32 protein-coding genes are annotated in these 25,304 nt (G+C 64.7%); 31 read left to right on the top strand and 1 reads right to left on the bottom strand.

Annotated features, from left to right (window positions below; all coding sequences use genetic code 11):
- Window positions 1-2 precede the first annotated feature (2 nt).
- The 27 genes from ACREXZ_RS22840 (at window position 3) to tatC (ending at window position 20,205) form a co-directional block, all read left to right on the top strand.
- Window positions 3-848, top strand: a complete 846-nt coding sequence (locus ACREXZ_RS22840; protein ID WP_431766391.1) for a thiazole synthase — start codon at window positions 3-5, stop codon at window positions 846-848.
- Window positions 845-1,957 (top strand): thiamine phosphate synthase, encoded by a 1,113-nt coding sequence (gene thiE, locus ACREXZ_RS22835; protein ID WP_431766390.1) that lies wholly within the window; start codon window positions 845-847, stop codon window positions 1,955-1,957. Before ACREXZ_RS22840 ends, thiE begins: the two co-directional genes overlap by 4 nt.
- Before the next feature lie 94 nt (window positions 1,958-2,051).
- Window positions 2,052-2,873 (top strand): ABC transporter ATP-binding protein, encoded by an 822-nt coding sequence (locus ACREXZ_RS22830; RefSeq protein ID WP_431766389.1) that lies wholly within the window; start codon window positions 2,052-2,054, stop codon window positions 2,871-2,873.
- Complete coding sequence (gene mlaE, locus ACREXZ_RS22825) at window positions 2,870-3,637, top strand: lipid asymmetry maintenance ABC transporter permease subunit MlaE (protein ID WP_431766388.1); 768 nt, start codon at window positions 2,870-2,872, stop codon at window positions 3,635-3,637. The genes ACREXZ_RS22830 and mlaE overlap by 4 nt, the downstream gene beginning before the upstream one ends.
- 88 nt (window positions 3,638-3,725) lie before the next feature.
- On the top strand, window positions 3,726-4,256 hold the full coding sequence (gene mlaD, locus ACREXZ_RS22820; protein WP_431766387.1) for an outer membrane lipid asymmetry maintenance protein MlaD: 531 nt from the start codon (window positions 3,726-3,728) through the stop codon (window positions 4,254-4,256).
- 11 nt (window positions 4,257-4,267) lie between these two features.
- On the top strand, window positions 4,268-5,152 hold the full coding sequence (locus ACREXZ_RS22815; protein WP_431766386.1) for an MlaA family lipoprotein: 885 nt from the start codon (window positions 4,268-4,270) through the stop codon (window positions 5,150-5,152).
- Window positions 5,153-5,286: 134 nt separating this feature from the next.
- Window positions 5,287-5,916 (top strand): MlaC/ttg2D family ABC transporter substrate-binding protein, encoded by a 630-nt coding sequence (locus ACREXZ_RS22810; protein ID WP_431766385.1) that lies wholly within the window; start codon window positions 5,287-5,289, stop codon window positions 5,914-5,916.
- A gap of 8 nt (window positions 5,917-5,924) precedes the next feature.
- Window positions 5,925-6,206: an STAS domain-containing protein gene (locus tag ACREXZ_RS22805; protein ID WP_431766384.1), complete on the top strand. Its 282-nt coding sequence runs from the start codon at window positions 5,925-5,927 to the stop codon at window positions 6,204-6,206.
- 168 nt (window positions 6,207-6,374) lie between these two features.
- Window positions 6,375-7,313, top strand: coding sequence for an ABC transporter ATP-binding protein (locus tag ACREXZ_RS22800; RefSeq protein WP_431766383.1), 939 nt, complete (start codon window positions 6,375-6,377; stop codon window positions 7,311-7,313).
- Window positions 7,310-8,074, top strand: a complete 765-nt coding sequence (locus ACREXZ_RS22795; RefSeq protein ID WP_431766382.1) for an ABC transporter permease — start codon at window positions 7,310-7,312, stop codon at window positions 8,072-8,074. Before ACREXZ_RS22800 ends, ACREXZ_RS22795 begins: the two co-directional genes overlap by 4 nt.
- Before the next feature lie 14 nt (window positions 8,075-8,088).
- Window positions 8,089-8,328 carry a BolA family protein gene (locus tag ACREXZ_RS22790; RefSeq protein ID WP_431766381.1) on the top strand — a complete coding sequence of 80 codons (240 nt, stop codon included), beginning with the start codon at window positions 8,089-8,091 and terminating at the stop codon, window positions 8,326-8,328.
- Window positions 8,329-8,448: 120 nt separating this feature from the next.
- Complete coding sequence (murA, locus tag ACREXZ_RS22785; RefSeq protein ID WP_431766380.1) at window positions 8,449-9,711, top strand: UDP-N-acetylglucosamine 1-carboxyvinyltransferase; 1,263 nt, start codon at window positions 8,449-8,451, stop codon at window positions 9,709-9,711.
- Window positions 9,708-10,406, top strand: a complete 699-nt coding sequence (gene hisG, locus ACREXZ_RS22780; RefSeq protein WP_431766379.1) for an ATP phosphoribosyltransferase — start codon at window positions 9,708-9,710, stop codon at window positions 10,404-10,406. Before murA ends, hisG begins: the two co-directional genes overlap by 4 nt.
- A 26-nt stretch (window positions 10,407-10,432) precedes the next feature.
- On the top strand, window positions 10,433-11,755 hold the full coding sequence (gene hisD / locus ACREXZ_RS22775) for a histidinol dehydrogenase (protein ID WP_431766378.1): 1,323 nt from the start codon (window positions 10,433-10,435) through the stop codon (window positions 11,753-11,755).
- 156 nt (window positions 11,756-11,911) lie between these two features.
- Complete coding sequence (gene hisC, locus ACREXZ_RS22770; protein WP_431766377.1) at window positions 11,912-12,982, top strand: histidinol-phosphate transaminase; 1,071 nt, start codon at window positions 11,912-11,914, stop codon at window positions 12,980-12,982.
- A gap of 73 nt (window positions 12,983-13,055) precedes the next feature.
- Window positions 13,056-13,643, top strand: coding sequence for an imidazoleglycerol-phosphate dehydratase HisB (gene hisB / locus ACREXZ_RS22765; protein ID WP_431766376.1), 588 nt, complete (start codon window positions 13,056-13,058; stop codon window positions 13,641-13,643).
- 57 nt (window positions 13,644-13,700) lie between these two features.
- Window positions 13,701-14,321 (top strand): MarC family protein, encoded by a 621-nt coding sequence (locus tag ACREXZ_RS22760; protein ID WP_431766375.1) that lies wholly within the window; start codon window positions 13,701-13,703, stop codon window positions 14,319-14,321.
- The gene (gene hisH / locus ACREXZ_RS22755) at window positions 14,318-14,959 is read left to right on the top strand and encodes an imidazole glycerol phosphate synthase subunit HisH (RefSeq protein ID WP_431766374.1); all 642 of its coding nucleotides are present in this window, start codon (window positions 14,318-14,320) and stop codon (window positions 14,957-14,959) included. Before ACREXZ_RS22760 ends, hisH begins: the two co-directional genes overlap by 4 nt.
- A 166-nt stretch (window positions 14,960-15,125) precedes the next feature.
- Window positions 15,126-15,878: a 1-(5-phosphoribosyl)-5-[(5-phosphoribosylamino)methylideneamino]imidazole-4-carboxamide isomerase gene (gene hisA / locus ACREXZ_RS22750; RefSeq protein ID WP_431766373.1), complete on the top strand. Its 753-nt coding sequence runs from the start codon at window positions 15,126-15,128 to the stop codon at window positions 15,876-15,878.
- A 122-nt stretch (window positions 15,879-16,000) separates the two neighbouring features.
- The gene (gene hisF, locus ACREXZ_RS22745; protein ID WP_431766372.1) at window positions 16,001-16,774 is read left to right on the top strand and encodes an imidazole glycerol phosphate synthase subunit HisF; all 774 of its coding nucleotides are present in this window, start codon (window positions 16,001-16,003) and stop codon (window positions 16,772-16,774) included.
- A gap of 1 nt (window position 16,775) precedes the next feature.
- Window positions 16,776-17,183: a phosphoribosyl-AMP cyclohydrolase gene (gene hisI, locus ACREXZ_RS22740; protein WP_431766371.1), complete on the top strand. Its 408-nt coding sequence runs from the start codon at window positions 16,776-16,778 to the stop codon at window positions 17,181-17,183.
- A 5-nt stretch (window positions 17,184-17,188) separates the two neighbouring features.
- Window positions 17,189-17,554, top strand: a complete 366-nt coding sequence (locus ACREXZ_RS22735; protein ID WP_431766446.1) for a phosphoribosyl-ATP diphosphatase — start codon at window positions 17,189-17,191, stop codon at window positions 17,552-17,554.
- Window positions 17,555-17,618: 64 nt separating this feature from the next.
- Window positions 17,619-18,014: a DUF4870 family protein gene (locus ACREXZ_RS22730; RefSeq protein ID WP_431766370.1), complete on the top strand. Its 396-nt coding sequence runs from the start codon at window positions 17,619-17,621 to the stop codon at window positions 18,012-18,014.
- Window positions 18,015-18,043: 29 nt separating this feature from the next.
- Window positions 18,044-18,409 (top strand): histidine triad nucleotide-binding protein, encoded by a 366-nt coding sequence (locus tag ACREXZ_RS22725; RefSeq protein WP_431766369.1) that lies wholly within the window; start codon window positions 18,044-18,046, stop codon window positions 18,407-18,409.
- A gap of 150 nt (window positions 18,410-18,559) precedes the next feature.
- A complete protein-coding gene (gene tatA / locus ACREXZ_RS22720; protein ID WP_431766368.1) occupies window positions 18,560-18,802 on the top strand; it encodes a Sec-independent protein translocase subunit TatA in 243 nt (80 codons plus the stop codon).
- A gap of 37 nt (window positions 18,803-18,839) precedes the next feature.
- Entirely contained in the window at window positions 18,840-19,373 is a 534-nt protein-coding gene (tatB, locus tag ACREXZ_RS22715; protein ID WP_431766367.1) for a Sec-independent protein translocase protein TatB, read from the top strand.
- Between the two features lie 52 nt (window positions 19,374-19,425).
- Window positions 19,426-20,205: a twin-arginine translocase subunit TatC gene (tatC, locus tag ACREXZ_RS22710; RefSeq protein WP_431766366.1), complete on the top strand. Its 780-nt coding sequence runs from the start codon at window positions 19,426-19,428 to the stop codon at window positions 20,203-20,205.
- A gap of 99 nt (window positions 20,206-20,304) precedes the next feature.
- Here tatC and ACREXZ_RS22705 read toward each other — a convergent pair whose 3' ends face one another.
- Window positions 20,305-21,531, bottom strand: a complete 1,227-nt coding sequence (locus ACREXZ_RS22705; protein WP_431766365.1) for a Do family serine endopeptidase — start codon at window positions 21,529-21,531, stop codon at window positions 20,305-20,307.
- Between the two features lie 20 nt (window positions 21,532-21,551).
- Between ACREXZ_RS22705 and ACREXZ_RS22700 the strand changes: the two genes are divergently transcribed.
- The 4 genes from ACREXZ_RS22700 (at window position 21,552) to ACREXZ_RS22685 (ending at window position 25,301) form a co-directional block, all read left to right on the top strand.
- On the top strand, window positions 21,552-22,301 hold the full coding sequence (locus ACREXZ_RS22700; protein WP_431766364.1) for a Nif3-like dinuclear metal center hexameric protein: 750 nt from the start codon (window positions 21,552-21,554) through the stop codon (window positions 22,299-22,301).
- A 208-nt stretch (window positions 22,302-22,509) separates the two neighbouring features.
- On the top strand, window positions 22,510-23,130 hold the full coding sequence (gene petA / locus ACREXZ_RS22695) for a ubiquinol-cytochrome c reductase iron-sulfur subunit (protein WP_431766363.1): 621 nt from the start codon (window positions 22,510-22,512) through the stop codon (window positions 23,128-23,130).
- Window positions 23,131-24,510, top strand: a complete 1,380-nt coding sequence (locus ACREXZ_RS22690; protein WP_431766362.1) for a cytochrome b — start codon at window positions 23,131-23,133, stop codon at window positions 24,508-24,510.
- Between the two features lie 23 nt (window positions 24,511-24,533).
- Complete coding sequence (locus ACREXZ_RS22685) at window positions 24,534-25,301, top strand: cytochrome c1 (protein WP_431766361.1); 768 nt, start codon at window positions 24,534-24,536, stop codon at window positions 25,299-25,301.
- Window positions 25,302-25,304: the final 3 nt, after the last annotated feature.

The raw sequence follows: 25,304 nt of genomic DNA, 5'->3' as shown, positions 1-25,304 counted from the left end.
TCATGACTGCCCTCGCTTCCGTACCCACTCCCGCTCCGGCTCCGGCTGCCGCCGGCGCGCTTCGCCTGTACGGCGAAACGTTCGCGAGCCGCGTGCTGCTCGGCACGTCGCGCTATCCGTCGCTGCAATCGATGGTCGATTCGATCGACGCCGCGCGGCCCGGCATGGTGACCGTTGCGCTGCGCCGCCAGATGAACGAGGGCGGCGCCGAAGCCGGCTTCTTCGATCTGCTGAAACGCCACGGCGTGCCGCTGCTGCCGAACACGGCCGGCTGCCTGACCGTCGGCGAAGCGGTGACGACCGCGCACATGGCACGCGAAATCTTCGAGACCGACTGGGTCAAGCTCGAGCTGATCGGCGACGACTACACGTTGCAGCCCGATCCGGTCGGGCTGATCGAAGCGGCCGCGCGTCTGGTGAAGGACGGCTTCAAGGTGCTGCCGTACTGCACCGAGGATCTCGTGATCGGCCGGCGTCTGCTCGACGTGGGCTGCGAGGCGCTGATGCCGTGGGGTGCGCCGATCGGTACCGGTAAGGGCGTCGTGAATCCGTACGGGCTGCGCGTGCTGCGCGAACGGTTGCCGGATGTGCCGCTGATCGTCGATGCAGGGCTCGGCTTGCCGTCGCACGCCTGTCAGGTGATGGAGTGGGGCTTCGACGGCGTGCTGCTCAATACCGCGGTGTCGCAGGCCACGCACCCCGCGGCGATGGCGAGCGCGTTCGCGCTTGCGACCGAAGCCGGACGCGCCGCCTGGGTCGCGGGCCCGATGGCCGAGCGTGAAACGGCGCACGCGAGCACGCCGGTGGTCGGCATGCCGTTCTGGCATCACGACGGGAGCGCCGCATGACGCAGACCCTGCCGCTATCCGGTCGCGACCTGTTCTGGCCGCCCGCCGACGAACTCACCGAAGCTGCTGAGCGTATCCGCGGCCGGCTCGGCGACTGGCCGCCGACGCACGCACCGTGGCGCATCTGCCTGACTCCGCCGGACGACGCGAACGGTGGCGACCTGATCGTCGTCGCCGATGCGCGGCAGCACGGCGACCACGTCGCACGCTGGCTCGTCCATGGCGCGGGCGTGATCGAAGCCGCGGCTGGCGCCGCGACGCTGCATCTGGGCGGCGAGCGCTACCGGCTCGAAGGCACGCTGCCCGAGGACTGGATTCCCGCGCTCGCCGCGTTTCTCGACTGCGGATTCGCGCCGCACGACGCGCTGGTGCTGGCGCTCGCGTGGCGCGACGGCGACGAACGGCACGCCGCCGACGCGTGGCCGACCGATCTTTCGCGCTTTCCGCGCGTCGCGGGGTTGCCGGCTGCGCCGGCTCAACCGTTCGCGCGCTGTCCTGAGCGGCTGGGCCTCTATCCGGTACTGCCGGACGCGGACTGGGTCGAGCGGGTGCTGTCGTTCGGCGTGAAGACGGTGCAACTGCGCCGCAAGACCAGACATCCCGGCGAACTGACCGCCGAACTCGCCGACGACATCGCGCGCTGCGTCGCGGCCGGCCGCCGGCACGACGCGCAGGTGTTCATCAACGACCACTGGCGCGGCGCACTCGACGCGGGCGCGTACGGCGTCCATCTGGGCCAGGAAGACCTGCACACGGCGGACCTGCACGCGCTGGCTGCCGCCGGCATCCGCCTCGGCCTGTCGACGCACGGCTACTACGAAATTCTCGTCGCGCTGCATTTCCGGCCCAGCTACATCGCGCTCGGCGCGGTCTTCCTGACCACGACCAAAGCGATGCCGACCGAGCCGCAGGGGCTCGCGCGGCTCGCCCGCTACGTGCGGCTGCTGGAGGGCGTCGTGCCGCTGGTTGCGATCGGCGGGATCGACGGCGGCGTGCTGCCGGACGTACTGGCGACGGGCGTCGGATGCGCGGCAGTGGTCCGCGCGGTCACCGAGGCCGTGGACCCGGCCGCCGCGGTTTCCGCATTGCAACAGGCGTTTACGCAATAATCGGCGGACGTTGCGGAATTCCGCGGGCCTGTCACGACAGATTTTTCACGATGGCCCTATAATTCGCCCTTCGTGTAAATGGACTGTCAGCTACGTGCCTTCCACTTCTGAGCCCCTTCTCGAGCTGCGCGACGTCGACTTCGGTTATGGCGACCGCCTCGTCCTGTCGAACCTGAACCTGCGCTTCCCGCGCGGCCAGGTGGTGGCGGTCATGGGCGGCTCGGGATGCGGCAAGACGACGGTGCTGCGGCTGATCGGCGGCCTCGTGAAGGCGAAGAGCGGCCAGGTGCTGTTCCAGGGCGAGGACATCGGCACGCAGACCCGCGACGGCCTCTACGCGCTGCGCCGCAAGATGGGCATGCTGTTCCAGTTCGGCGCGCTGTTCACCGACATGTCGGTGTTCGAGAACGTCGCGTTCGCGTTGCGCGAACACACCGACCTCCCTGAAGAACTGCTCCGCGATCTCGTGCTGATGAAGCTCAATGCGGTTGGCCTGCGCGGCGCGCGCGATCTCGCGCCGTCTGAGATCTCCGGCGGCATGGCGCGGCGCGTGGCGCTGGCCCGTGCCATCGCGCTCGACCCCGAACTGATGATGTACGACGAACCGTTTGCCGGCCTCGACCCGATCTCGCTCGGCATCACGGCGAACCTGATCCGCACGCTGAACCAGGCGCTCGGCGCGACCTCCATCCTCGTCACTCACGACGTGCCCGAATCGTTCGCCATCGCCGACTACGTGTACTTTCTCGCGAACGGCGGCGTGCATGCGGAAGGCACGCCCGCGGAACTGCGCGCGTCGACGGATGCGACCGTGCGCCAGTTCATCGACGGTGCGCCGGACGGTCCGTTCAAGTTCCACTATCCGGGCAGCGCATCGCTTGCCGCGGACTTCGGTATCGGCGGAGGCGCGGCATGATCAGCGCGATCGGACGTTCGGTGATTGGCGGCCTGACCGGCGCGGGCTACGCGGCGCGCATGTTCGCGCGGCTCGTGCTCGAATTCTTCCCGCTGTTGCGCCGGCCGCGCCTCGTCACGAAACAGATCCACTTCGTCGGCAACTATTCGCTGGTGATCATCGCCGTGTCGGGGCTGTTCGTCGGCTTCGTGCTCGGTCTGCAGGGCTACTACACGCTGAACCGCTACGGTTCCGAGCAGGCGCTCGGGCTGCTGGTCGCGCTGTCGCTGGTGCGCGAACTGGGGCCAGTCGTCACGGCGCTGCTGTTCGCGGGCCGCGCGGGCACGTCGCTCACGGCGGAGATCGGCCTGATGAAAGCCGGCGAGCAGCTGACCGCGATGGAAATGATGGCGGTCGATCCGCTGAAGGTCGTCGTCGCGCCGCGCCTGTGGGCTGGCATCGTTGCGATGCCGATTCTCGCGGCGATTTTCAGCGCGGTCGGCATCATCGGCGGTTACGTGGTCGGCGTGCTGATGATCGGCGTCGACTCCGGTGCGTTCTGGTCGCAGATGCAGGGCGGCGTCGACGTGTGGCGCGACGTAGGCAACGGTGTGATCAAAAGCATCGTGTTCGGTTTCGCGGTAACGTTCATTGCGCTGTTTCAGGGCTACGAGGCGAAGCCGACCCCGGAAGGCGTGTCGCGGGCGACGACGAAGACCGTCGTGTATGCATCGCTCGCCGTGCTCGGTCTGGATTTCCTGCTGACCGCGCTGATGTTCAGCTAAGACCCGCGCCCCGCGCACCCGCCTGAAGGCGCCCGGACGGCGCCGTGCGGCGTGCCGGACGCAGCGGCGGTTTCTCTTTGGGATGACGATGAAAAAGACTGCTCTCGACTTCTGGGTCGGCCTGTTCGTGGTGCTGGGCTTCGTCGCGCTGCTGTTCCTGGCGCTGAAGGCCGGCAACATGAGCTCGCTGTCGTTTCAGGCCACGTACCCCGTGAAGCTCAAGTTCGACAACATCGGCGGGCTGAAGCCGCGCGCGCCGGTGAAGAGCGCGGGCGTGACGGTCGGCCGCGTCGCGTCGATCGGGTTCGACAGCAATGCGTACCAGGCGCTCGTCACGATCGATATCGACAGGCAGTATCAGTTTCCGAAGGATTCGTCGGCGAAGATCCTGACGTCCGGGCTGCTCGGCGAGCAGTACATCGGCCTCGAGCCGGGCGGCGACTCCGAGATGCTGAAAGCGGGCGATACCATCACGATGACGCAGTCGGCGATCGTCCTTGAAAATCTGATTGGGCAGTTCCTGTACAGCAAGGCGGCGGATTCTGGCGCCGCCAAGGCTTCCGCGCCCGCGCCGGGCGCTGCGGTACCTGCGCCGCCGGCTTCCGGCGCGGGCCAATAAGGAGAACAAGAATGAAAACCCTGCGCGTGCGCCATGCGGCGATCGTGCTGGCTGCGGTGACGCTTGCCGCGTGCTCGACGGTCCAGACGCCGACCAAGGAAGATCCGCTGGAAGGTTTCAACCGGACCATCTTCAAGTTCAACGACACCGTCGACCAGTACGCGTTGAAGCCGGTGGCGAAGGGCTATGTGTACATCACGCCGCAGCCGGTGCGCGACAGCGTCACGAACTTCTTCTCGAATATCGGCGACGTCTACACCGCGGCCAACAACCTGCTGCAGCTGAAGATCACCGACGGCGTCGAAGACATCATGCGGATCGTGATCAACACGATCTTCGGCGTCGGCGGCCTGTTCGACGTTGCGACGCTCGCGAAGCTGCCGAAGCACAACAACGACCTCGGCCTGACGCTCGGTCACTATGGTGTGCCGGCCGGTCCGTACCTGGTGCTGCCGCTGTTCGGGCCGAGCACGGTGCGCGATACGGTGGGCCTCGTCGGCAACTTCTACATCAGCCCGTTGAGCTATATCGATCCAGAGGGTTTCCGCTGGGCGCTGTATGGGCTGAACATCATCAACACGCGCGCGAGCCTGCTCGCCGCGGGCGACGTGCTCGAAGGCGCGGCGCTCGACAAGTACTCGTTCGTCCGCAACGGGTACCTGCAGCGTCGCCAGTCGCAGCTCTCGGACGGTAGCCCGGGGGCGCTGCCCGACTACGGCGCGCTGCCGAAGTACGACGAGGACGGCGCGACGGGTGCAGCGGCGCCGGCTGGGGCATCGGGTGCGGTTGCTCCACAGGGCGGACAGAGCGGCAACGACGAAACCAATGTGCCGGCGGGTCAGATCGTTCCGCCTTCCCGCTCGGGCTTCGGCTACCCGTCGTTCAAGCTGCATTGACGGCAGGTTGCGATAAAACAAGCCCGGTAACACCTGGAAACGACTGTCGCAGATTCATCGCGGCAGTCGATGAACTCGACCGGCATGGCCGGTTCAAAGATGAGCGCTCACTCCTTTGCAGGCTTCATATGAATATGAAAAAACTCTTCTTCATTCCGCTGTTCGCCGCGTTTTTCTCGCTCACCGGCACCGCATTTGCGCAGACGGTCGACAGCAATTCGCCGGACGGCATGGTCAAGACCGTGACCCAGCAGGTCATCGACACGATCCACAGCGACAAGTCGATCCAGCAGGGCGACATCTCCGCCGTGACGAAGCTCGTCAACGAAAAAATCCTGCCGTACACGGATTTCCGCCGCACGACGCAGCTCGCGATGGGCCGCAACTGGCGCACTGCGACGCCGGAGCAGCAGTCGCAGGTCGTCGAGCAGTTCAAGATGCTGCTGATCCGCACGTATGCCGGCGCGCTCGCGCAGGTGAAGGACCAGCAGATTCAATGGCGTCCGTTCCGCGCGGATCCGAATGACACCGACGTCGTCGTCCGCTCGGTCGTGATGAACAACGGCTCGCCGATCGAACTCGACTACCGTCTGTACAAGACGCCGCAAGGCTGGCGCGTGTATGACATCAACGTCCTCGGCGCGTGGCTGATCCAGGCGTACCAGCAGCAGTTCAACGAGCAGATCCAGCAGCACGGCATCGACGGTCTGATCCAGTTCCTCACGCAGCGCAACCAGCAGCTGGCTGCGGGCAAGCAGTCGTGAGCAACTCAGTGAGCAGCTCAGTGGGCAGCTTCGAAACCGGCGCCACGCTGACCCACGCGAGCGCGAAAGCCGCGTTCGCGGCGGGTCTCGAGCGCATTGCGGGCGGCGCCACCGGCGTCGACTGCACGCCGCTTACGCAGTTCGATTCCTCCGCGCTCGCCGTGCTGCTCGCATGGCAGCGCGCCGCGCAGAAGCGCGGTGCCGCACTCGATATCGTCAATCTCCCGGCAGGGCTCGCCAGCCTCGCCCAGGCCTACGGCGTCGACACGCTGCTGTCGTCGCGACATTGACGCTCCACGCGTCCTCTCCAATTCCCCAAGGCGGAGTCGGATAACCGACTTTGCCCTATAATCAAACGCTTTTTTGGGGTCTGCCGACGTTCAAAACCGGCCCCAATTTCCGTTTTTTCCCCGCAGTTTTGCACCTACAGGCGCCGCCGACGAAAGCGGCGCACCGTCATGCCAGCGATAGACATTCGTAACGTCAAGAAGCGCTACAAGGATTTGCAGGCGCTCAAGGGCGTCAGCCTCGCCGTCGAAGAAGGCGAGTTCTTCGGGTTGCTCGGCCCGAACGGCGCCGGCAAGACGACGCTGATCAGCATCCTCGCAGGACTCGCGCGCGCCGACGAAGGCTCGATCGCCGTGCGTGGCCACGACGTCGTCGCGGATTTTCGCGATGCGCGCCGCGCGCTCGGCGTGGTGCCGCAGGAACTCGTGTTCGATCCGTTCTTCACCGTGCGCGAGACGCTGCGCATCCAGTCCGGCTATTTCGGCTTGCGCCGCAACGACGCCTGGATCGATGAAGTGATGGCGAACCTCGATCTCACCGACAAGGCCGACGCGAACATGCGCGCACTGTCGGGCGGGATGAAACGTCGCGTGCTGGTCGCGCAGGCGCTGGTGCACCGGCCGCCCGTGATCGTGCTCGACGAGCCCACTGCGGGCGTCGACGTCGAGCTGCGGCAGACGTTGTGGAAGTTCATCTCGCGACTGAACCGCGAAGGTCACACGATCGTTTTAACGACGCACTACCTCGAGGAAGCCGAAGCGCTGTGCGACCGCATCGCGATGCTCCGTCGTGGCGAAGTGGTTGCGCTGGACCGCACGTCGGCGCTGCTGCAGCGCTTCGCGGGCACCCAGCTGTATCTGCGCTTCGCGCAGGGCGTGCTGCCCGCCGAACTGCGGCCGCTCGAAGTCGATCCGACCCAGGTGCAGAGCCAGACCCAGGGGCGCCAGCACCTGCTGCGGCTCGCCAGTTACGACGAAGTCGAACGGATTCTCGCGCAATGTCGCGCGGCCGGTTGTACATTCGAAGAAATCGAGATTCGCAAGGCGGATCTCGAAGACGTGTTCGTTCAGGTGATGAACGGTCCGGAAGTGATCGAGGGGCTTGCATGAGCGGCTATAGCGGATTCAGTACGCTGTTCTACAAGGAAGTCCTGCGGTTCTGGAAAGTGTCGTTCCAGACGGTGCTCGCGCCGGTCATCACCGCGTTGCTGTATCTGACGATCTTCGGCCATGCGCTGCGCGATCACGTGCAGGTATACCCTGGCGTGCAGTACACCAGCTTCCTGATCCCCGGCCTCGTGATGATGAGCGTGCTGCAGAACGCGTTCGCGAACAGCTCGTCGTCGCTGATCCAGTCGAAGATCACCGGCAATCTCGTGTTCATGCTGCTGCCGCCGCTGTCCGCCTCGGAGATATTCGGCGCGTACGTGCTTGCGTCGGTGGTGCGCGGTCTCGCGGTCGGTCTCGGCGTGTTCGTCGTGACGGTCTGGTTCATCCCGGTCAGTTTCGCGGCGCCGCTCTTCATCGTCGCGTTCGCGGTGCTCGGCTCGGCGATTCTCGGCACGCTTGGGCTGATCGCCGGCATCGTGGCCGAAAAATTCGACCAGCTCGCCGCGTTCCAGAATTTCCTGATCATGCCGCTCACGTTCCTGTCGGGCGTGTTCTACTCGACGCACACGCTGCCGCCGGTATGGCGTGAAGTGTCGCGGCTGAATCCCTTTTTCTACATGATCGACGGCTTTCGCTTTGGGTTCTTCGGGATGTCGGACATTGCTCCGCTCACGAGCCTCGCGATCGTCGCCGGTTTCTTCGTGGTGCTGGCCGTGCTCGCGATGCGTCTGCTCGCTTCCGGCTACAAACTGCGCCACTGACGAGGAGCACACCCATGTTGCCCACTCCCGAACAGGTCAAGAACTACATCGAGGCAGGCTTGCCCTGCCAGCATCTCGAAGTCGAAGGCGACGGTCAGCATTTTTTCGCGACCATCGTGTCGCCCGACTTCGAAGGCAAGCGGCTGATCCAGCGCCACCAGCTCGTGTACGCGGCGCTCGGCGACCGCATGCGCGAAGAGATTCACGCGCTCAGCATGAAAACGCTGACGCCCGCCGAATGGCAGAACGGATAATCTGGAACATCAGTGCGAACGACTCGACAAGACAACCGCGGTGCCGGTAGCGGCGCTGCAGCAGACAACCAACAGGCCGCGCGGGACGGCGCGGAAACTACCGCTCAGGAAAGCTCAGGCATGGACAAACTCGTTATCGTTGGGGGACAGCGGCTCGAGGGTGAGATCGCTGTGTCGGGCGCGAAAAACGCCGCGCTGCCGATTCTTTGCGCCAGTCTGCTGAGCGCGGAGCCGGTGCATCTGGAAAACGTGCCCGACCTGCAGGACGTGCGCACGATCCTGAAGCTGCTCGGCCAGATGGGCGTGCGCACCGAAAGCGGCGCAGGCCGCGTCGCGCTCGACGCGTCGAAGGTCGACAACCTGGTCGCGCCGTACGAACTCGTGAAGACGATGCGCGCATCGATCCTCGTGCTTGGTCCGCTCGTCGCGCGCTTCGGCGAGGCGAAGGTGTCGCTGCCCGGCGGCTGCGCGATCGGCGCGCGGCCGGTCGACCAGCACATCAAGGGTCTGCAGGCGATGGGCGCCGAGATCAACATCGAGCACGGCTTCATCGAGGCCCGCGCGAAGCGCCTGAAGGGCGCGCGGATCGTCACCGACATGATCACCGTGACGGGCACCGAGAACCTGCTGATGGCCGCCGTGCTCGCCGAAGGCGAAACGGTGATCGAGAACGCCGCGCGCGAGCCGGAAGTCGGCGATCTCGCGAACCTGCTCGTCGAGATGGGCGCGAAGATCGACGGCATCGGCACCGATCGCCTCGTGATCCAGGGTGTCGACAAGCTGCATGGTGCGCGTCACACGGTGATTCCGGATCGCATCGAGGCCGGCACGTTCCTGTGCGCGGTCGCGGCCGCGGGCGGTGACGTCACGCTGCGGCGCGTGCGTCCGCAGATCCTCGAAGCGGTGATCGACAAGCTGCGCGAAGCGGGCGTGACGATCGAGGAAGGCGACGACTGGATGCGCGTGCGGATGAACGCGCGCGCGCAGAGCGTGAGCGTGCGCACGTCCGAGTACCCGGCGTTCCCGACCGACATGCAGGCGCAGTTCATGGCGCTCAACGCGGTCGCGAACGGCACCGCGCAGGTCGTCGAGACGATTTTCGAGAACCGCTTCATGCACGTGCAGGAGCTGAACCGGCTCGGCGCGAACATCACGATCGACGGCAAGACCGCGCTCGTGACCGGCGTCGGCAAGCTGTCGGGCGCGAAGGTGATGGCCACCGATCTGCGCGCGTCGGCGAGCCTCGTGATCGCCGGGCTGTGCGCCGAAGGCGAGACGCTGATCGACCGCATCTATCACCTCGATCGCGGCTACGACCGGATGGAATCGAAGCTCACGGCGCTCGGCGCGCAGGTGCGGCGAATCTCCGGGAGCGCTGCATGAACACGGTGCCGCAGACGTCTTCGTCGCCGGCCGTGAGCGCACCGCTTACGCTCGCGCTGTCGAAGGGGCGTATCTTCGAAGAGACGCTGCCGCTGCTCGCGGCGGCCGGCGTCGAAGTCGCCGAAGACCCGGAGACGTCGCGCAAGCTGATCTTGCCCACCACCGATCCGAACCTGCGCGTGATCATCGTGCGCGCGACCGACGTGCCGACCTACGTCGAGTACGGCGCGGCGGATTTCGGCGTCGCGGGCAAGGACGTGCTGCTCGAACACGGCGGCGGCGGTCTGTATCAGCCGGTCGATCTCGATATCGCGCGCTGCCGGATGTCGGTCGCGGTGAAGGCGGGCTTCGACTACGCGAACGCGGTGCGCCAGGGCGCGCGTCTGCGGGTCGCGACCAAGTACGTCGAGACCGCGCGCGAGCACTTCGCGTCGAAGGGCGTGCACGTCGACCTGATCAAGCTGTACGGATCGATGGAACTCGCGCCGCTCGTCGGCCTCGCCGATGCGATCGTCGATCTGGTCAGCTCGGGCGGCACGCTGCGCGCGAACAACCTGGTCGAGGTGGAAGAGATCATGCAGATCTCGTCGCGCCTCGTCGTGAATCAGGCAGCGCTGAAGCTGAAGCGCGCCGCGCTGCGACCGTTCCTCGACGCGTTTGAACGTGCGTCGCGGCAGAACGGCGCAACAGTCTGACGGCGCTTACCGAAACGGATACCCGTATGTCTATCAAGATTCGCAAACTCGATTCCAGTGCCGCCGATTTTCATCAGGCGCTGCACGCGGTGCTCGCGTTCGAGGCGAGCGAAGACGAAGCGATCGAACGCTCCGTCGCGCAGATTCTCGCCGACGTGAAGGCGCGCGGCGACGCCGCGGTGCTCGACTACACGAATCGTTTCGACCGCCTGAACGCCGGCAGCGTCGCGGCGCTCGAACTGCCGCAAGCCGAACTCGAGGCGGCGCTCGAAGGGCTCGCGCCGAAGCGCCGCGCAGCGCTCGAAGCGGCGGCGGCGCGCGTGCGCGGGTATCACGAGAAGCAGAAGATCGAGTGCGGCAGCCATAGCTGGCAGTACACCGAAGCCGACGGCACGGTGCTCGGCCAGAAGGTCACGCCGCTCGACCGCGCGGGCATCTACGTGCCGGGCGGCAAAGCGGCGTACCCGTCGTCGGTGCTGATGAACGCGATTCCGGCGCGCGTCGCCGGCGTGCGCGAGATCGTGATGGTCGTGCCGACGCCGGACGGCGTGAAGAATCCGCTCGTGCTCGCGGCGGCGCTGCTCGGCGGCGTCGACCGGGTGTTCACGATCGGCGGCGCGCAGGCGGTCGGCGCGCTCGCGTACGGCACGAAGACCATTCCGGCCGTCGACAAGATCTGCGGCCCCGGCAATGCGTACGTCGCGTCGGCGAAGCGCCGCGTGTTCGGCACGGTCGGCATCGACATGATCGCGGGGCCGTCGGAAATCCTCGTGCTGTGCGACGGCACGACCGATCCGCGCTGGGTCGCGATGGACCTGTTCTCGCAGGCCGAACACGACGAACTCGCGCAGTCCATCTTGCTGTGCCCGGACAGCGCGTTCATCGCGCGGGTCGAGGACGCGATCGCCGAGCTGCTGCCGTCGATGCCGCGACGCGACGTGATCCAGGCATCGCTCGAAGGGCGCGGCGCGCTGATCAAGGTGCGCGACATGGCCGAAGCGTGCGCGATCGCCAACGACATCGCGCCGGAGCATCTCGAGATTTCCGCGCTGGAGCCGCATCAGTGGGGCCAGCTGATCCGCCACGCGGGCGCGATCTTCCTCGGTCGTTATACGAGCGAAAGCCTCGGCGACTACTGCGCGGGTCCGAACCATGTGTTGCCGACGTCGCGTACCGCACGGTTTTCGTCGCCGCTGGGGGTCTATGATTTCTTCAAGCGCTCGAGCGTGATCGAGGTCAGCGCCGAGGGTGCGCAGACGCTCGGCGAGATCGCCGCGGAACTCGCGTATGGCGAAGGTCTGCCGGCGCATGCCCGCAGCGCGGAATACCGGATGAAGCAGGGCGGGTGAAGCAGACAGGCTGACCTGGCGCGCAAAACAGGCGCGACGGGAAGTGACGCCGTAGTACGTATAAAACGAGAACATTGACCAACCAGAGGGCGGCCGCGTCTTTTCGCGCACCGCCCGTGCCGCGCCGGCGCGCGATGTGACCGGCTCCTTCAAGCCATGACGACACCTCAAGACATCATCCGCCGCGACGTGCTCGCGATGACGAGCTATCCGGTTCCGGACGCGACCGGCTTCGTGAAGCTGGACGCGATGGAAAATCCGTTCACGCTGCCACCGGCGCTCGCCGCGCAACTGGGCGAGCATCTGGCCGGGGTCGCGCTGAACCGCTATCCGGCGCCGCGGCCGGAAGCGCTGATCGCGAAGATCAAGCGGGTGATGAACGTGCCGGCTGCGTGCGACGTGCTGCTCGGCAACGGCTCGGACGAGATCATCAGCATCATTTCGCTTGCGTGCGCGAAGCCGGGCGCGAAGGTGCTCGCGCCGGTGCCGGGCTTCGTGATGTACCAGCTGTCGGCGAAGTTCGCGCATCTCGAATTCGTCGGGGTGCCGCTGAACGCCGATTTCACGCTCGACACCGACGCGATGATCGCCGCGATCGCCGAGCATGCGCCGGCCGTCGTCTACCTCGCGTATCCGAACAACCCGACCGGCACGCTGTTCGATCCGGCCGACATGGAGCGCATCATCGCCGCCGCCGGGCGCAGCCTCGTCGTGATCGACGAGGCGTACCAGCCGTTCGCGCAGCACAGCTGGATGCCGCGTGCCGACCAGTTCGACAACGTCGTCGTGATGCGCACCGTGTCGAAGCTCGGCCTCGCCGGGATCCGCCTCGGCTATCTCGCCGGCCGGCCCGCGTGGCTGACCGAGTTCGACAAGGTGCGGCCACCGTACAACACGAACGTGCTGACCCAGGCGACCGCCGATTTCATGCTCGATCATGTCGACGTACTCGACGCACAGGCCGCGCAGCTGCGCGACGAGCGCACGACACTGGCGCACGCGGTCGCGCGGCTGCCGGGCGTCGAAGTGTTCCCGAGCGCGGGCAATTTCCTGCTGGTGCGGGTGCCGGATGCGTCGGTGGCGTTCGAAACGCTGCTTACTGCGCGAATTCTGGTGAAAAACGTGAGTAAAATGCACCCATTGCTGGAGAATTGTGTGCGTCTGACCGTGGGTTCGCCCGAGCAGAACGCACAGATGCTCGCCGCGCTGAAACTTGTGTTGCACTGAGCCGCTGCGCCAACGCCGCGGCATTCCCTCTATTTCGCGTCACCCACTTTCAAGTTCGATTCGAGGATTCACCATGCGCCTTGCGGAAGTCGTTCGCAATACCAGCGAAACGCAGATCCGTGTCAAGATCGACCTCGACGGCACCGGCCAGCAGAAGCTTGCGACCGGCGTGCCGTTCCTCGATCACATGCTCGACCAGATCGCCCGTCACGGGCTGATCGATCTCGACATCGAGGCGCATGGCGACCTGCATATCGACGACCATCACACGGTCGAAGACGTCGGCATCACGCTGGGGCAAGCCGTCGCGAAGGCGATCGGCGACCGTAAGGGCATCCGCCGCTACGGCCACGCGTACGTGCCGCTCGACGAAGCGCTGTCGCGCGTCGTGATCGATTTCTCGGGGCGTCCGGGGCTCGAATTCCACGTGCCGTTCACGCGTGCGCGGATCGGTACGTTCGACGTCGACCTGTCCATCGAATTTTTCCGCGGCTTCGTCAATCACGCGGGCGTGACACTGCACATCGACAACCTGCGCGGCCTGAACGCCCACCACCAGATGGAAACGGTGTTCAAGGCATTCGGCCGGGCACTGCGGATGGCAGTCGAGCTGGACGAGCGCGCGGCGGGGCAGATTCCGTCGACCAAGGGCAGCCTGTAGGCCGCCCGAACCCCTGACGAAGCGGACCGGGTTGCGCATCAGCGCGTCCGGCGTGCGATGGACATCACCAAGTCGTTTATTTCGTTGCTCGCGCTGATCAATCCGGTCGGCGCGATACCGTTCTTTTTGAGCCTCACGTCGCAGCAGTCGGGAGCGGAGCGCAAGCGCACCATCCGCGTCGCGGCGATCTCGGTGTTCTGCGTGATCGCCATCACGACGATGCTCGGACAGCAGATCATCAGCTTCTTCGGCATTTCGGTCGGTTCGCTTGAAGTCGGCGGCGGCATCATCATGCTGCTGATGGCGGTCAACATGCTGAACGCGCAGATCGGCAATTCGCGCTCGACGCCCGAAGAGCGCGACGAGGCCGAGCAGAAGAACAGCGTCGCCGTGGTGCCGCTCGCCATTCCGCTGCTCACGGGGCCGGGCGCGATCAGCACGGTCATCGTGTATGCCGCCGGCTCCGCGCACTGGTACGACCGGATCAGTCTGGTCGCGATCGGCGCGGTGCTCGCGGCGATCTGTTTTTTTTCGCTGCGGCTTGCCGAGCCGATCGCCCGCTGGGTCGGGCAGACGGGCATCAATATCGGGACGCGGCTCATGGGTTTGATGTTGTCGGCGCTGGCGGTGGAGTTCATCGTCGACGGATTGAAGGCGTTGCTGCCTAACTTGAGATGAAGACTTCGATAGCGATTGTGGATTACGGAATGGGCAACCTGCGTTCGGTCGCCCAGGCACTCAGAAAGGCGGCGCCCGAGGCCGACGTGGCGATCGTCGACCAGCCGGACGCGATCCGCTCGGCGGACCGCGTCGTGCTGCCGGGTCAGGGCGCGATGCCGGACTGCATGCGCTGCCTCGGCGAATCGGGGCTGCAGGAAGCGGTGGTCGAAGCGTCGCGCAGCAAGCCGCTGATGGGCGTGTGCGTCGGCGAGCAGATGCTGTTCGACTGGAGTGCCGAAGGCGATACGTGCGGCCTCGGGCTGCTGCCCGGCAAGGTCGTGCGCTTCGAACTCGAAGGCCAGGTGCAGGACGACGGCTCGCGCTTCAAGGTGCCGCAGATGGGCTGGAACCGCGTGCGCCAGGCGCAGCCGCATCCGCTGTGGGACGGCGTTGCGGACGGCAGCTTCTTCTATTTTGTGCACAGCTATTACGTTGTACCGGCCGATGCCGCGCATACGTCCGGCGAGACCGTGTACGGCGTGGCCTTTACGTCGGCCGTGGCGCGGGATAACATTTTTGCGACCCAGTTTCACCCTGAAAAGAGCGCCGACGCGGGCTTGCGGATGTACCGCAACTTCGTCCACTGGAACCCATGAACGCGCCGCGCCTGCTGGGCGATGCCGTCCGCGGTGCCGCTTGCGCGCCGCCGGCTATCCGTACGGGCCGGGGGCGCCGAAAGAGATGTACTAAACTAGCGGAACGGCGCGCCGCCGTGCCGTGCCGGCCGATCTCCCATTTCTTCCCAGACACCATCCGATTGCTATGCTGCTGATCCCCGCCATCGACCTGAAAGACGGTCAGTGTGTACGCCTCAAACAAGGTGATATGGACCAGGCGACAGTTTTCTCCGAGGAGCCGGCGGCGATGGCCCGCCACTGGGTCGAGCGCGGTGCGCGGCGGCTGCACCTCGTCGACCTGAACGGCGCGTTCGCCGGCAAGCCGAAGAACGAGGAGGCGATCCGCGCGATCATCGCGGAAGTCGGCAACGAGATTCCGGTGCAGCTGGGCGGTGGCATCCGCGATCTCGACACGATCGAGCGCTATCTGGACGACGGCCTGTCGTACGTCATCATCGGCACTGCGGCGGTGAAGAATCCGGGCTTTCTGCAGGAAGCGTGCACGGCGTTCGGCGGTCACATCATCGTCGGGCTCGACGCGAAGGACGGCAAGGTTGCCACCGACGGCTGGAGCAAGCTGACCGGCCACGAGGTGGTCGACCTCGCGCGCAAGTTCGAGGACTACGGCTGCGAGTCGATCATCTACACGGACATCGGCCGCGACGGCATGCTCCAGGGCATCAACATCGACGCGACCGTGCGCCTCGCGCGCGCGGTGAAGATTCCGGTGATCGCGAGCGGCGGACTGTCGAATCTGACCGATATCGAATCGCTGTGCGAGGTCGAGGGCGAAGGCATCGAAGGCGTGATCTGCGGACGCGCGATCTATTCGGGCGATCTCGATTTCTCCGCCGCGCAGACGCACGCCGATCGCCTGCGCGAATCGGACGACGCCTGACGGGCGGCGCTGCTTCCCGCAGCGCTTCCGTTTCGTGTGTGGCTGTCGTGCAGCTTCGGCGGCCCGGTGCCACATCTGCCCGTCTTCTTCATCGGCGGTATTCGCAACGCATTGGCAAGATCATGGCTCTAGCTAAACGCATCATCCCCTGTCTCGACGTCACGGCCGGCCGCGTGGTGAAGGGCGTCAACTTCGTCGAACTGCGCGACGCGGGCGACCCGGTCGAAATCGCGCGCCGCTACGACGACCAGGGCGCCGACGAACTCACCTTTCTCGACATCACCGCAACGTCCGACCAGCGCGACCTGATCCTGCCGATCATCGAGGCCGTCGCGTCGCAGGTGTTCATTCCGCTGACGGTTGGCGGCGGCGTGCGCGCGGTCGAAGACGTGCGGCGTCTGTTGAACGCGGGCGCGGACAAGATCAGCATGAATTCGTCGGCGGTCGCGAATCCGCAGCTCGTGCGCGACGCGACCGACAAATACGGCTCGCAGTGCATCGTCGTCGCGATCGACGCGAAGCGCGTGTCCGCCGATCACGAAACGCCGCGCTGGGAAGTGTTCACGCACGGCGGCCGCAAGGCAACCGGCCTCGACGCTGTCGAATGGGCGCGCAAAATGGCCGAACTCGGCGCGGGCGAAATCCTGCTCACCAGCATGGACCGCGACGGCACGAAGAGCGGCTTCGACCTCGCGCTCACGCGCGCGGTATCGGACGCGGTACCGGTGTCGGTGATCGCGTCGGGCGGCGTCGGTTCGCTGCAGCATCTCGCGGACGGCATCAAGGACGGCCACGCCGATGCGGTGCTCGCGGCGAGCATCTTCCACTACGGCGAGCACACCGTCGGCGAGGCCAAGCGTTTCATGGCCGGTCAGGGCATTTCAGTGAGGATGTGACGTGGCGAATTCTCCGGGCAGCTGGCTCGACAAGGTGAGATGGGACGCGAACGGCCTCGTGCCGGTGATCGCGCAGGAAGCGTCGACGAACGACGTGCTGATGTTCGCGTGGATGAACCGCGAGGCGCTCGCGAAGACCATCGAGACTGGCCGCGCGGTGTATTTCTCGCGCTCGCGCCAGCGGCTGTGGTTCAAGGGCGAAGAGTCGGGCCACGTACAGCACGTCCACGAAGTGCGGCTCGACTGCGACGAGGACGTCGTGTTGCTGAAGGTCGAGCAGGTGTCGGGCATCGCGTGCCATACGGGCCGTCACTCCTGCTTCTTCCAGAAATTCGAAGGCACCGTCGACGACGGCGACTGGACGGCCGTCGAGCCGGTATTGAAAGACCCCGAACAGATCTACAAATGACGCAAATCTCGCAATCGACGAACGATACCCTGCTGCGCCTCGCGGCGATTATCGACAGCCGCAAGGGCGGCGATCCCGATGCTTCGTACGTTGCGCGCCTGTTTCACAAGGGCGATGACGCGGTACTCAAGAAGATCGGCGAAGAGGCGACCGAGGTCGTGCTCGCCGCAAAGGACGTGCGCCAGGGCGGCGCGCCGACCGCGCTCGTCAGCGAAGTCGCGGATCTGTGGTTTCATTGTCTCGTGATGCTGTCGCATTTCGACCTCAGCCCCGCGGATGTCCTCGCTGAACTCGAGCGTCGCGAAGGCACATCGGGCATCGAGGAAAAGGCGCTGCGCAAGAGCCGCGAGCGCGAGCAGAACGGCGATTGATCAGCGGTCAGCGTTCGCGTACCCAATCGCGCACGAAAGATTGCACCGGAAGGAGGAGGCAGGCATGGAACAGTCGCAGGGCGGGTATCCGCCGCCGTCTTACAGGAACGCTTCTGAATCCGACCGCGAGCGCAGCCTGCGCACGCTGACGCACGTGCTCTACGGGCTGTACGCGGTGCACTACCTGACCGGCGGCGTGTCGGGAATCATCGCGATCATCATCAACTACGTGAAGCGGGCAGATGTGATCGGCACGCCATACGAAGCGCATTTCGACTGGCAGATCCGCACCTTCTGGTGGGCGTTGCTCGGCTATCTGATCGGCGTCGCGCTATTCCTGCTGCTGATCGGCATTCCGATCCTCTGGGCTGTCGGAATCTGGACGTTGTACCGTATCATCAAAGGCTGGCTGTACCTGTACGACGGCAAGCCGCTGCAGAATTCGCGCGCGCTGCTCTGACGCTCCGCGCGCCGTGCATCAGGAAAACCATGAGCCACGACCCGAACTGCCTTTTTTGCAAGATCGCCGCGGGCGACATTCCGTCGACCCGGATTCACGAAGACGACGAGTTCGTCGCGTTTCGCGACATTCATCCGGCGGCTGAAACCCATGTGCTCGTGATTCCACGCAAGCACATCGCCACGCTGTCGGACTGCACCGAAAGCGACGCGCCGCTGCTTGGTAAAATGATGATCCTGGTTGCGCGTCTCGCGAAGCAGCTGGGCGTCGCGTACACGGGCGGCGAGACCGGTTTCCGCACGGTGATCAATACGGGCCCTGGCGGCGGGCAGGAGGTCTATCACCTGCACGCGCACCTGATCGCGGGCCCACGTCCGTGGCAACGGATGGGCTAGTGGCGACGGGCGGGGAGTAGCAGGCTGCGCCCGTTACATCGCTGTAATGCCGCCGACCCGATCGCACGCGATAATGGCGCGCCGTCGGCCGCAGGGCAGACAGTTTTTCCGTCGCGGTGACCCGCGACAGCAGGGTTAAGGAGAGTTTTCATGGGTTCGTTTAGCATTTGGCACTGGTTGATCGTCCTGGTGATCGTCGCACTCGTGTTCGGCACGAAGAAACTGCGCAATATCGGCAGCGATCTGGGTGGCGCGGTGAAGGGTTTCAAGGAAGGCATGAAGGAAAGCGAAGCGGGCGCCGACGCGCCGGGCACGCAGCGCGAACTGCCGCGTGCCGGTACCGTCGACGTCGACGCGAAGGAAAAGGCGCCGCATTCCGGCGATTCCCGCTAAGCCGCGGTTGCACGCGCACTGACGGAACCTCCGACTCATGCTGGATCTCGGTCTAACCAAGATGGCGCTGATCGGCGTCGTCGCACTGGTCGTGCTCGGACCCGAACGGTTGCCGCGCGTCGCGCGGACGGCCGGCGCGCTGTTCGGGCGCGCGCAGCGCTACATCAACGACGTGAAGGCCGAAGTCACGCGCGAAATCGAACTCGACGAACTGCGGCGCATGAAGACCGAGTTCGAATCGGCCGCGCAGAATGCCAGCACGGCGGTTCACGACAATCTGCGCAAGCACGAATCCGAGATCAACGACGCGTGGAACGCCGGGACGTCGGTGTCGTCGAGCGTCGTCGGTGGCGCGGCGATGCAGGCCGGCGACGGCGTGGCGGCGGACAGCACGCCATGGCGCAGCAGCTACTCGGCCGCGCCGAAGCGCAAGAACTGGCGCGTGAAGCAGGCGGCGATGCCGACGTGGTACAAGCGCGCCACGACACGCCGAACGCGCGTGCAGTCGGGGGCGGCGCGTGTCGCGCGGCATACGCCGGCGAGCCTGCGCCGCCCGACCCGCTTCCTCTGATGTCCCGCGTGTCCGCCGTCTCCCTCTCCCCCATTTCCTACCGAGGGCCGTCGTGAGCGACCCCCAGCAGACCCAGAGCGAAGGCAACGAAGAGACCTTCATCTCGCATCTCGTCGAATTGCGCGACCGCATCATTCGCGCCGGCATTTCCGTCATCGTCGTGTTCATCGGGCTCGTGTACTGGGCGCCGGACATTTTCCGGCTGCTCGCGCGGCCGCTGATGATGAACCTGCCGAAGGACGGCAAGATGATCGTCACGGACGTCACCGGCTCGTTCTTCGTGCCGATGAAGGTGACGATGCTCGTCGCGTTCGTGATCGCGCTGCCGATCGTGCTGTACCAGATCTGGGCGTTCGTCGCGCCAGGGCTGTACCAGCACGAGAAGAAGCTGGTCATGCCGCTCGTCGCGAGCAGCTATACGCTGTTCCTCTGCGGGATGGCGTTCGCGTATTTCGTCGTTTTCCCGACCATCTTCCGCGTGATGGCGCACTACAACGCGCCGCTCGGTGCGGAAATGACCACCGACATCGACAACTACCTGAGCTTCGTGCTGACGATGTTCCTCGCGTTCGGCGTGACGTTCGAAGTGCCGATCGTCGTCGTGCTGCTGGTGCGCATGGGCATCCTGACCGTGAAGAAGCTGAAGGAGATCCGGCCGTACGTGATCGTCGGCGCGTTCATCGTGTCCGCCGTGGTGACGCCGCCGGACGTCTTCTCGCAGCTGATTCTCGCGGTGCCGCTGATCGTGCTGTACGAGGCTGGGATCATCGCCGCGCGGCTGTTCGTCGGCAAGCCGGCGCCGGCAGCTGACGAGGAGAACGCTGCGGGTTGAGGGTGGCGCAGGGACTGAATGAAAAAGGGCAGCCGATGTGGCTGCCCTTTTTATTGGTCAATGCACGCGTAGCGTCGGCCGCTCAAGCGACGCCGCCAATCAACCGCCGTCGCTGTCGTTGTTGTCGTCGCCGTTGTTGTCGTCGGTGGCCTGCTTCGGCGGCGGCGGGCGCTTGCCGATCGTCACGTTCAGATCGAGTTCGCGGTTCTTGCGCACGACGTGCACCTTCGCGTCGGTGCCGGGCTTGATCTGCGCGATCACGTTCAGCAGACGCGTGGTGTCGGTGATGTCCTGCCCGTTCACGCTCACGAGGATGTCGCCCGGCTTGATGCCGGCCTTGTCCGCCGGGCCGCCCTTCAGCACCCCTGCGACGATCGCGCCCGACTTCTGCTCGAGCCCGAACGATTCGGCGATTTCCGGCGTCACATCCTGCGGTTCGACGCCGATCCAGCCGCGCGTGACCGAGCCGGTCGTGATGATGCTTTCGAGCACACTGCGCGCAGTCGATACGGGAATCGCGAAGCCGATGCCGAGCGAGCCGCCCGAGCGCGAGTAAATTGCCGTATTGATGCCGAGCAGGTTGCCGTTCACGTCGACGAGCGCACCGCCCGAGTTGCCCGGGTTGATCGCGGCGTCGGTCTGGATGAAGTTCTCGAACGTGTTGATGCCGAGGTGATTGCGGCCGAGCGCGCTGACGATGCCCATCGTCACCGTCTGGCCAACGCCGAACGGATTGCCGATCGCGAGCACGACGTCGCCGACGCGGGTCTGGTCCATCCGGCCGAGCGTGATGGTGGGCAGGTTCGTCATGTTGATCTTCAGCACCGCCAGATCCGTTTCCGGATCGACGCCAATCACCTTCGCGTTGGTGGTGCGGCCGTCGGACAGTGCGATTTCGATCTGGTCTGCACCGTCGACGACGTGCTGGTTCGTTAGAATGTAACCTTCCGAACTCACGATGACACCCGAGCCCAGGTTGGCCGCGGGCTGTTCCTGCTGCTTGCGGTTGTTGTTCCTGTCGCCGAAGAAATAGCGAAACAGCGGATCCTTCGCCCGTGGGTCGGGCGGCAGCGATCCGTCCTTGCTGGAGAACACGTTGACGACCGCGGGCATCGCCTTGTTGGCTGCATCCGCATACGACGCCTGCGCCGGGCCCCCACCGATGCCTGGGGCCACCTCCCGCAGCGCGACGATCGGCTCGGCGAGCTGTTTGCCGAACTGCCCCTGGCGCTGCAGCCATTGCGGTTTGAGGGTCGCAACGATGAACATCAGCGCCAGCAGCACGGTCACCGCTTGGGCGAAAAACAGCCAAAAGCGTCTAAGCATCTGAAAGATTAGAGGTTTATATGGATCGGATCGAACTGGAATTGTACTTGAACAACGTGCTCGAAACCGCGCGGTTCAAGGACTACTGCCCGAACGGGCTGCAGGTGGAAGGGCGTCGGCGGATCGGCAAGATCGCGACCGGCGTGACCGCCTCGCTGGCGTTTCTCGAAGCGGCGCTGGACTGGGGCGCGGACGCCGTGCTGGTCCACCACGGGTACTTCTGGCGCAACGAGGCGCCGCAGATCACCGGGCGCAAATACCGGCGCCTGAAGCTGCTGCTCGCGAACGACCTCAATCTGTTCGCGTTTCATCTGCCGCTCGACGACCACCCGCTGTACGGCAACAACGCGCAGCTCGGCGCGCGACTCGACCTGATTCCCGACGACGCCCGCTTCGGCGACAACCGGCTCGGCTGGCTCAGCACGTTGCCGATGCCCATCACGCTCGCGCATTTCGCGGCCGAGATCGAGCAGACGCTCGGCCGCACGCCGCTCGTATTCGGCGACCCGGACCGCGAACTGCGCCGGATCGGCTGGTGCACCGGCGGTGCACAGGGCTACTTCGACGCCGCGATCGAAGCCGGCGTGGACGTCTACCTGACCGGCGAAGTGTCCGAGCCGGTCGCGCATGCGTCCGCCGAAAGCGGCGTCGCGTTTATCGCAGCCGGGCATCATGCGACCGAGCGTTACGGCGTGCAGGCACTCGGTACGCATATTTCGGAGCGATTCGATATCGAACACCTGTTTATCGATATCGACAATCCAGTGTGAATTACTTGAAGAAAAGGATCGAAATACCCAGAGAACGCTTAAAAGGAGGTGACAAAAAGTTTGCGATCCGTGCGGGAAAACCCTGACATATCAAGGACTTCGCACGGTTTTTGGCAATGGCCCCTTGTAAATGCCGACTCCATTCGAGCAAACTAGCGGCGGTAGAACGACTTGACGGAAAAATCCAACTCAGAAGTGGGGCGATGTGATGCGAGACAAAGAAAGTGAACGCGTCGACGGCAGCCGCCGTACCTGGCTGATTGCGACGACCGTAGTAGGTGGCGTAGGAGGTGTTGCCACTGTCGTACCGTTTGTGAGTTCGTTTGCACCATCTGAAAAAGCCAAGGCGGCCGGCGCACCGGTCGAAGTCGATATCAGCGATTTGAAGCCCGGCGACATGCTGACCGTCGCATGGCGCGGCAAGCCGGTATGGATCCTGAATCGCACCGACGAGATGCTGGCCGACGTCCAGAAAGCCGATAAAGAACTGGCCGATCCCTATACTCAACATCCGTTTTCCATGCCGTTGCCGGCGTACTGCAACAACGAATTCCGCTCGCGGGTCGAACACAAGAACATCCTTATCGTTGTCGCGGTGTGTACGCATCTGGGCTGCACGCCGACACCGCGCTTCCAGGAGGGGCCACAGCCCAATCTTCCCGACGACTGGCCAGGCGGCTTCCTGTGCCCCTGTCACGGCTCGACCTACGATCTGGACGGCCGCGTCTTCAAGAACAAACCCGCGCCGCAGAACCTGGATATCCCGCCCTATATGTTCACGTCCGCCACCCGGGTCGTGATCGGCAAGGACGAGAAAGGAGAAGCGTAAATGGCGATCGAAAAAGAGGTGGAGACAACCGGGCTGGTCGGATGGATCGACCGGCGCTTTCCGTTGACGTCGACGTGGAAGGCCCATGTCTCCGAGTACTACGCACCGAAGAACTTCAACTTCTGGTACTTCTTCGGCTCGCTCGCGCTGATGGTGCTCGTGCTGCAGATCGTCACGGGCATCTTCCTCGTGATGAACTACAAGCCCGATGCGACGCTCGCGTTCGCGTCGGTCGAGTACATCATGCGCGAAGTGCCGTGGGGCTGGCTGATCCGCTACCTGCATTCCACCGGCGCGTCGATGTTCTTCGTCGTCGTGTATCTGCACATGTTCCGCGGGCTGCTGTACGGCTCGTACCGCAAGCCGCGCGAGCTCGTGTGGATCTTCGGCTGCGCGATCTTCCTGTGCCTGATGGCCGAGGCGTTCTTCGGCTACCTGCTGCCGTGGGGGCAGATGTCGTTCTGGGGCGCGCAGGTGATCGTGAACCTATTCTCGGCGATTCCGTTCATCGGGCCGGACCTGTCGCTGTGGATTCGCGGCGACTACGTCGTATCGGACGTCACGCTGAACCGCTTCTTCGCGTTCCACGTGATCGCGATTCCGCTCGTGCTGATCGGTCTCGTCGTGGCCCACCTGGTGGCACTGCACGAGGTCGGGTCGAACAACCCGGACGGGATCGAGATCAAGGCGAAGAAGGACGCGAACGGCATCCCGCTCGACGGCATCCCGTTCCATCCGTACTACTCGGTGCACGATCTGATGGGTGTGTCGGTGTTCCTGCTGATCTTCGCGGCGATCGTCTTCTTCGCGCCGGAGATGGGTGGCTACTTCCTCGAGGCGAACAACTTCGTCCCCGCGAACCCGCTGCAGACGCCGCCGGAAATCGCGCCAGTGTGGTACTTCACCGCGTTCTACGCGATGCTGCGTGCAACCACCGACCCGTTCAAGATCGTGCTGATGATCGTGATCGCGTTGCTGGGTCTGGTCGCGCTGGTGCGCGCGCGCGGCAAGTTCAAGATCGGCTTGCCGGTACTTGCGGTGCTGGTGATCCTCGCGATGTACTTCACCCAATCGAAGTTCTGGGGCGTGGTCGTGATGGGCGGCGCGGTGGTGTCGCTGTTCTTCCTGCCGTGGCTCGACCGGTCGCCGGTGAAGTCGATCCGCTACCGGCCGTTCTTCCACAAGGTGTTCTATGGAATCTTCGTGCTGATTTTCCTGACGCTGGGATTCCTCGGAACGCAGCCCGTGTCGCCCACCCGGACGTTGATCGCGCAGGTCTGCGCGTTGATCTACTTCGCGTTTTTCCTCGGCATGCCGTTCTGGACGCCGCTTGGCAAGTTCAAGCAGCCGCCCGAGCGCGTGCGGTTCAAGCCCCATTAATAGCGAGCGAGGAGAACACGAAGATGAAAAAATTACTGTCGACGCTCGTACGGGCCGGCGCCGCTTCGCTGGCGGTCGCCTGTGCGCTGCTCGGTACGCCGGTTCATGCGGATGAAAATTTTCCCCTCGACCGCGCTCCCGATAACCTCGAAAATCTCGTCTCCCTGCAGCACGGTGCGCAATTGTTTGTAAACTATTGCCTGAATTGCCACAGTGCGAACCTGATGCGCTATAGCCGGTTGACGGACATCGGCATTTCGCAGAAGGAGATCGAGGCAAACCTGTTGTTCACGACGGACAAGGTCGGCAATACGATGTCCGTCGCGATGCGCCCCGAGGACGCGAAGGCGTTTTTCGGTGCGACGCCGCCCGATCTGTCGGTGGAAGCGCGGGCGCGCAATCGCGACTGGCTGTACACGTATCTGCGCAGCTTCTATCGCGACAATACGCGGCCAACCGGCTGGAACAACATGGTGTACGAAAACGTGAGCATGCCTCACGTGCTGTGGCAGCTGCAGGGGCAGCGCACGGCGAAGTTCGAGGATTCGGTCGATCCGGAGAATGGCGAGAAGATCCACAAGTTCGTGGGCTTCCAGCAGGTCTCGGCGGGGACACTTTCGCCGGTGGATTATGATTCGTCTGTGGCCGACCTCGTGGCTTACCTCTCGTGGATGTCCGAACCCACACAGAAAACCCGGAAGCAGCTTGGCGTCTGGGTGCTTCTGTTCCTCGGCGTCCTGTGCTTTTTGACGTGGCGATTGAACGCCGCGTACTGGAAAGATATCAAATAGTCA

The sequence above is a fragment of the Paraburkholderia sp. genome (assembly GCF_050742655.1).
Taxonomy (GTDB): domain Bacteria; phylum Pseudomonadota; class Gammaproteobacteria; order Burkholderiales; family Burkholderiaceae; genus Paraburkholderia.
Note: the sequence above shows the minus strand (reverse complement) of the source record. Positions and strands in the feature narration are given on the sequence as shown.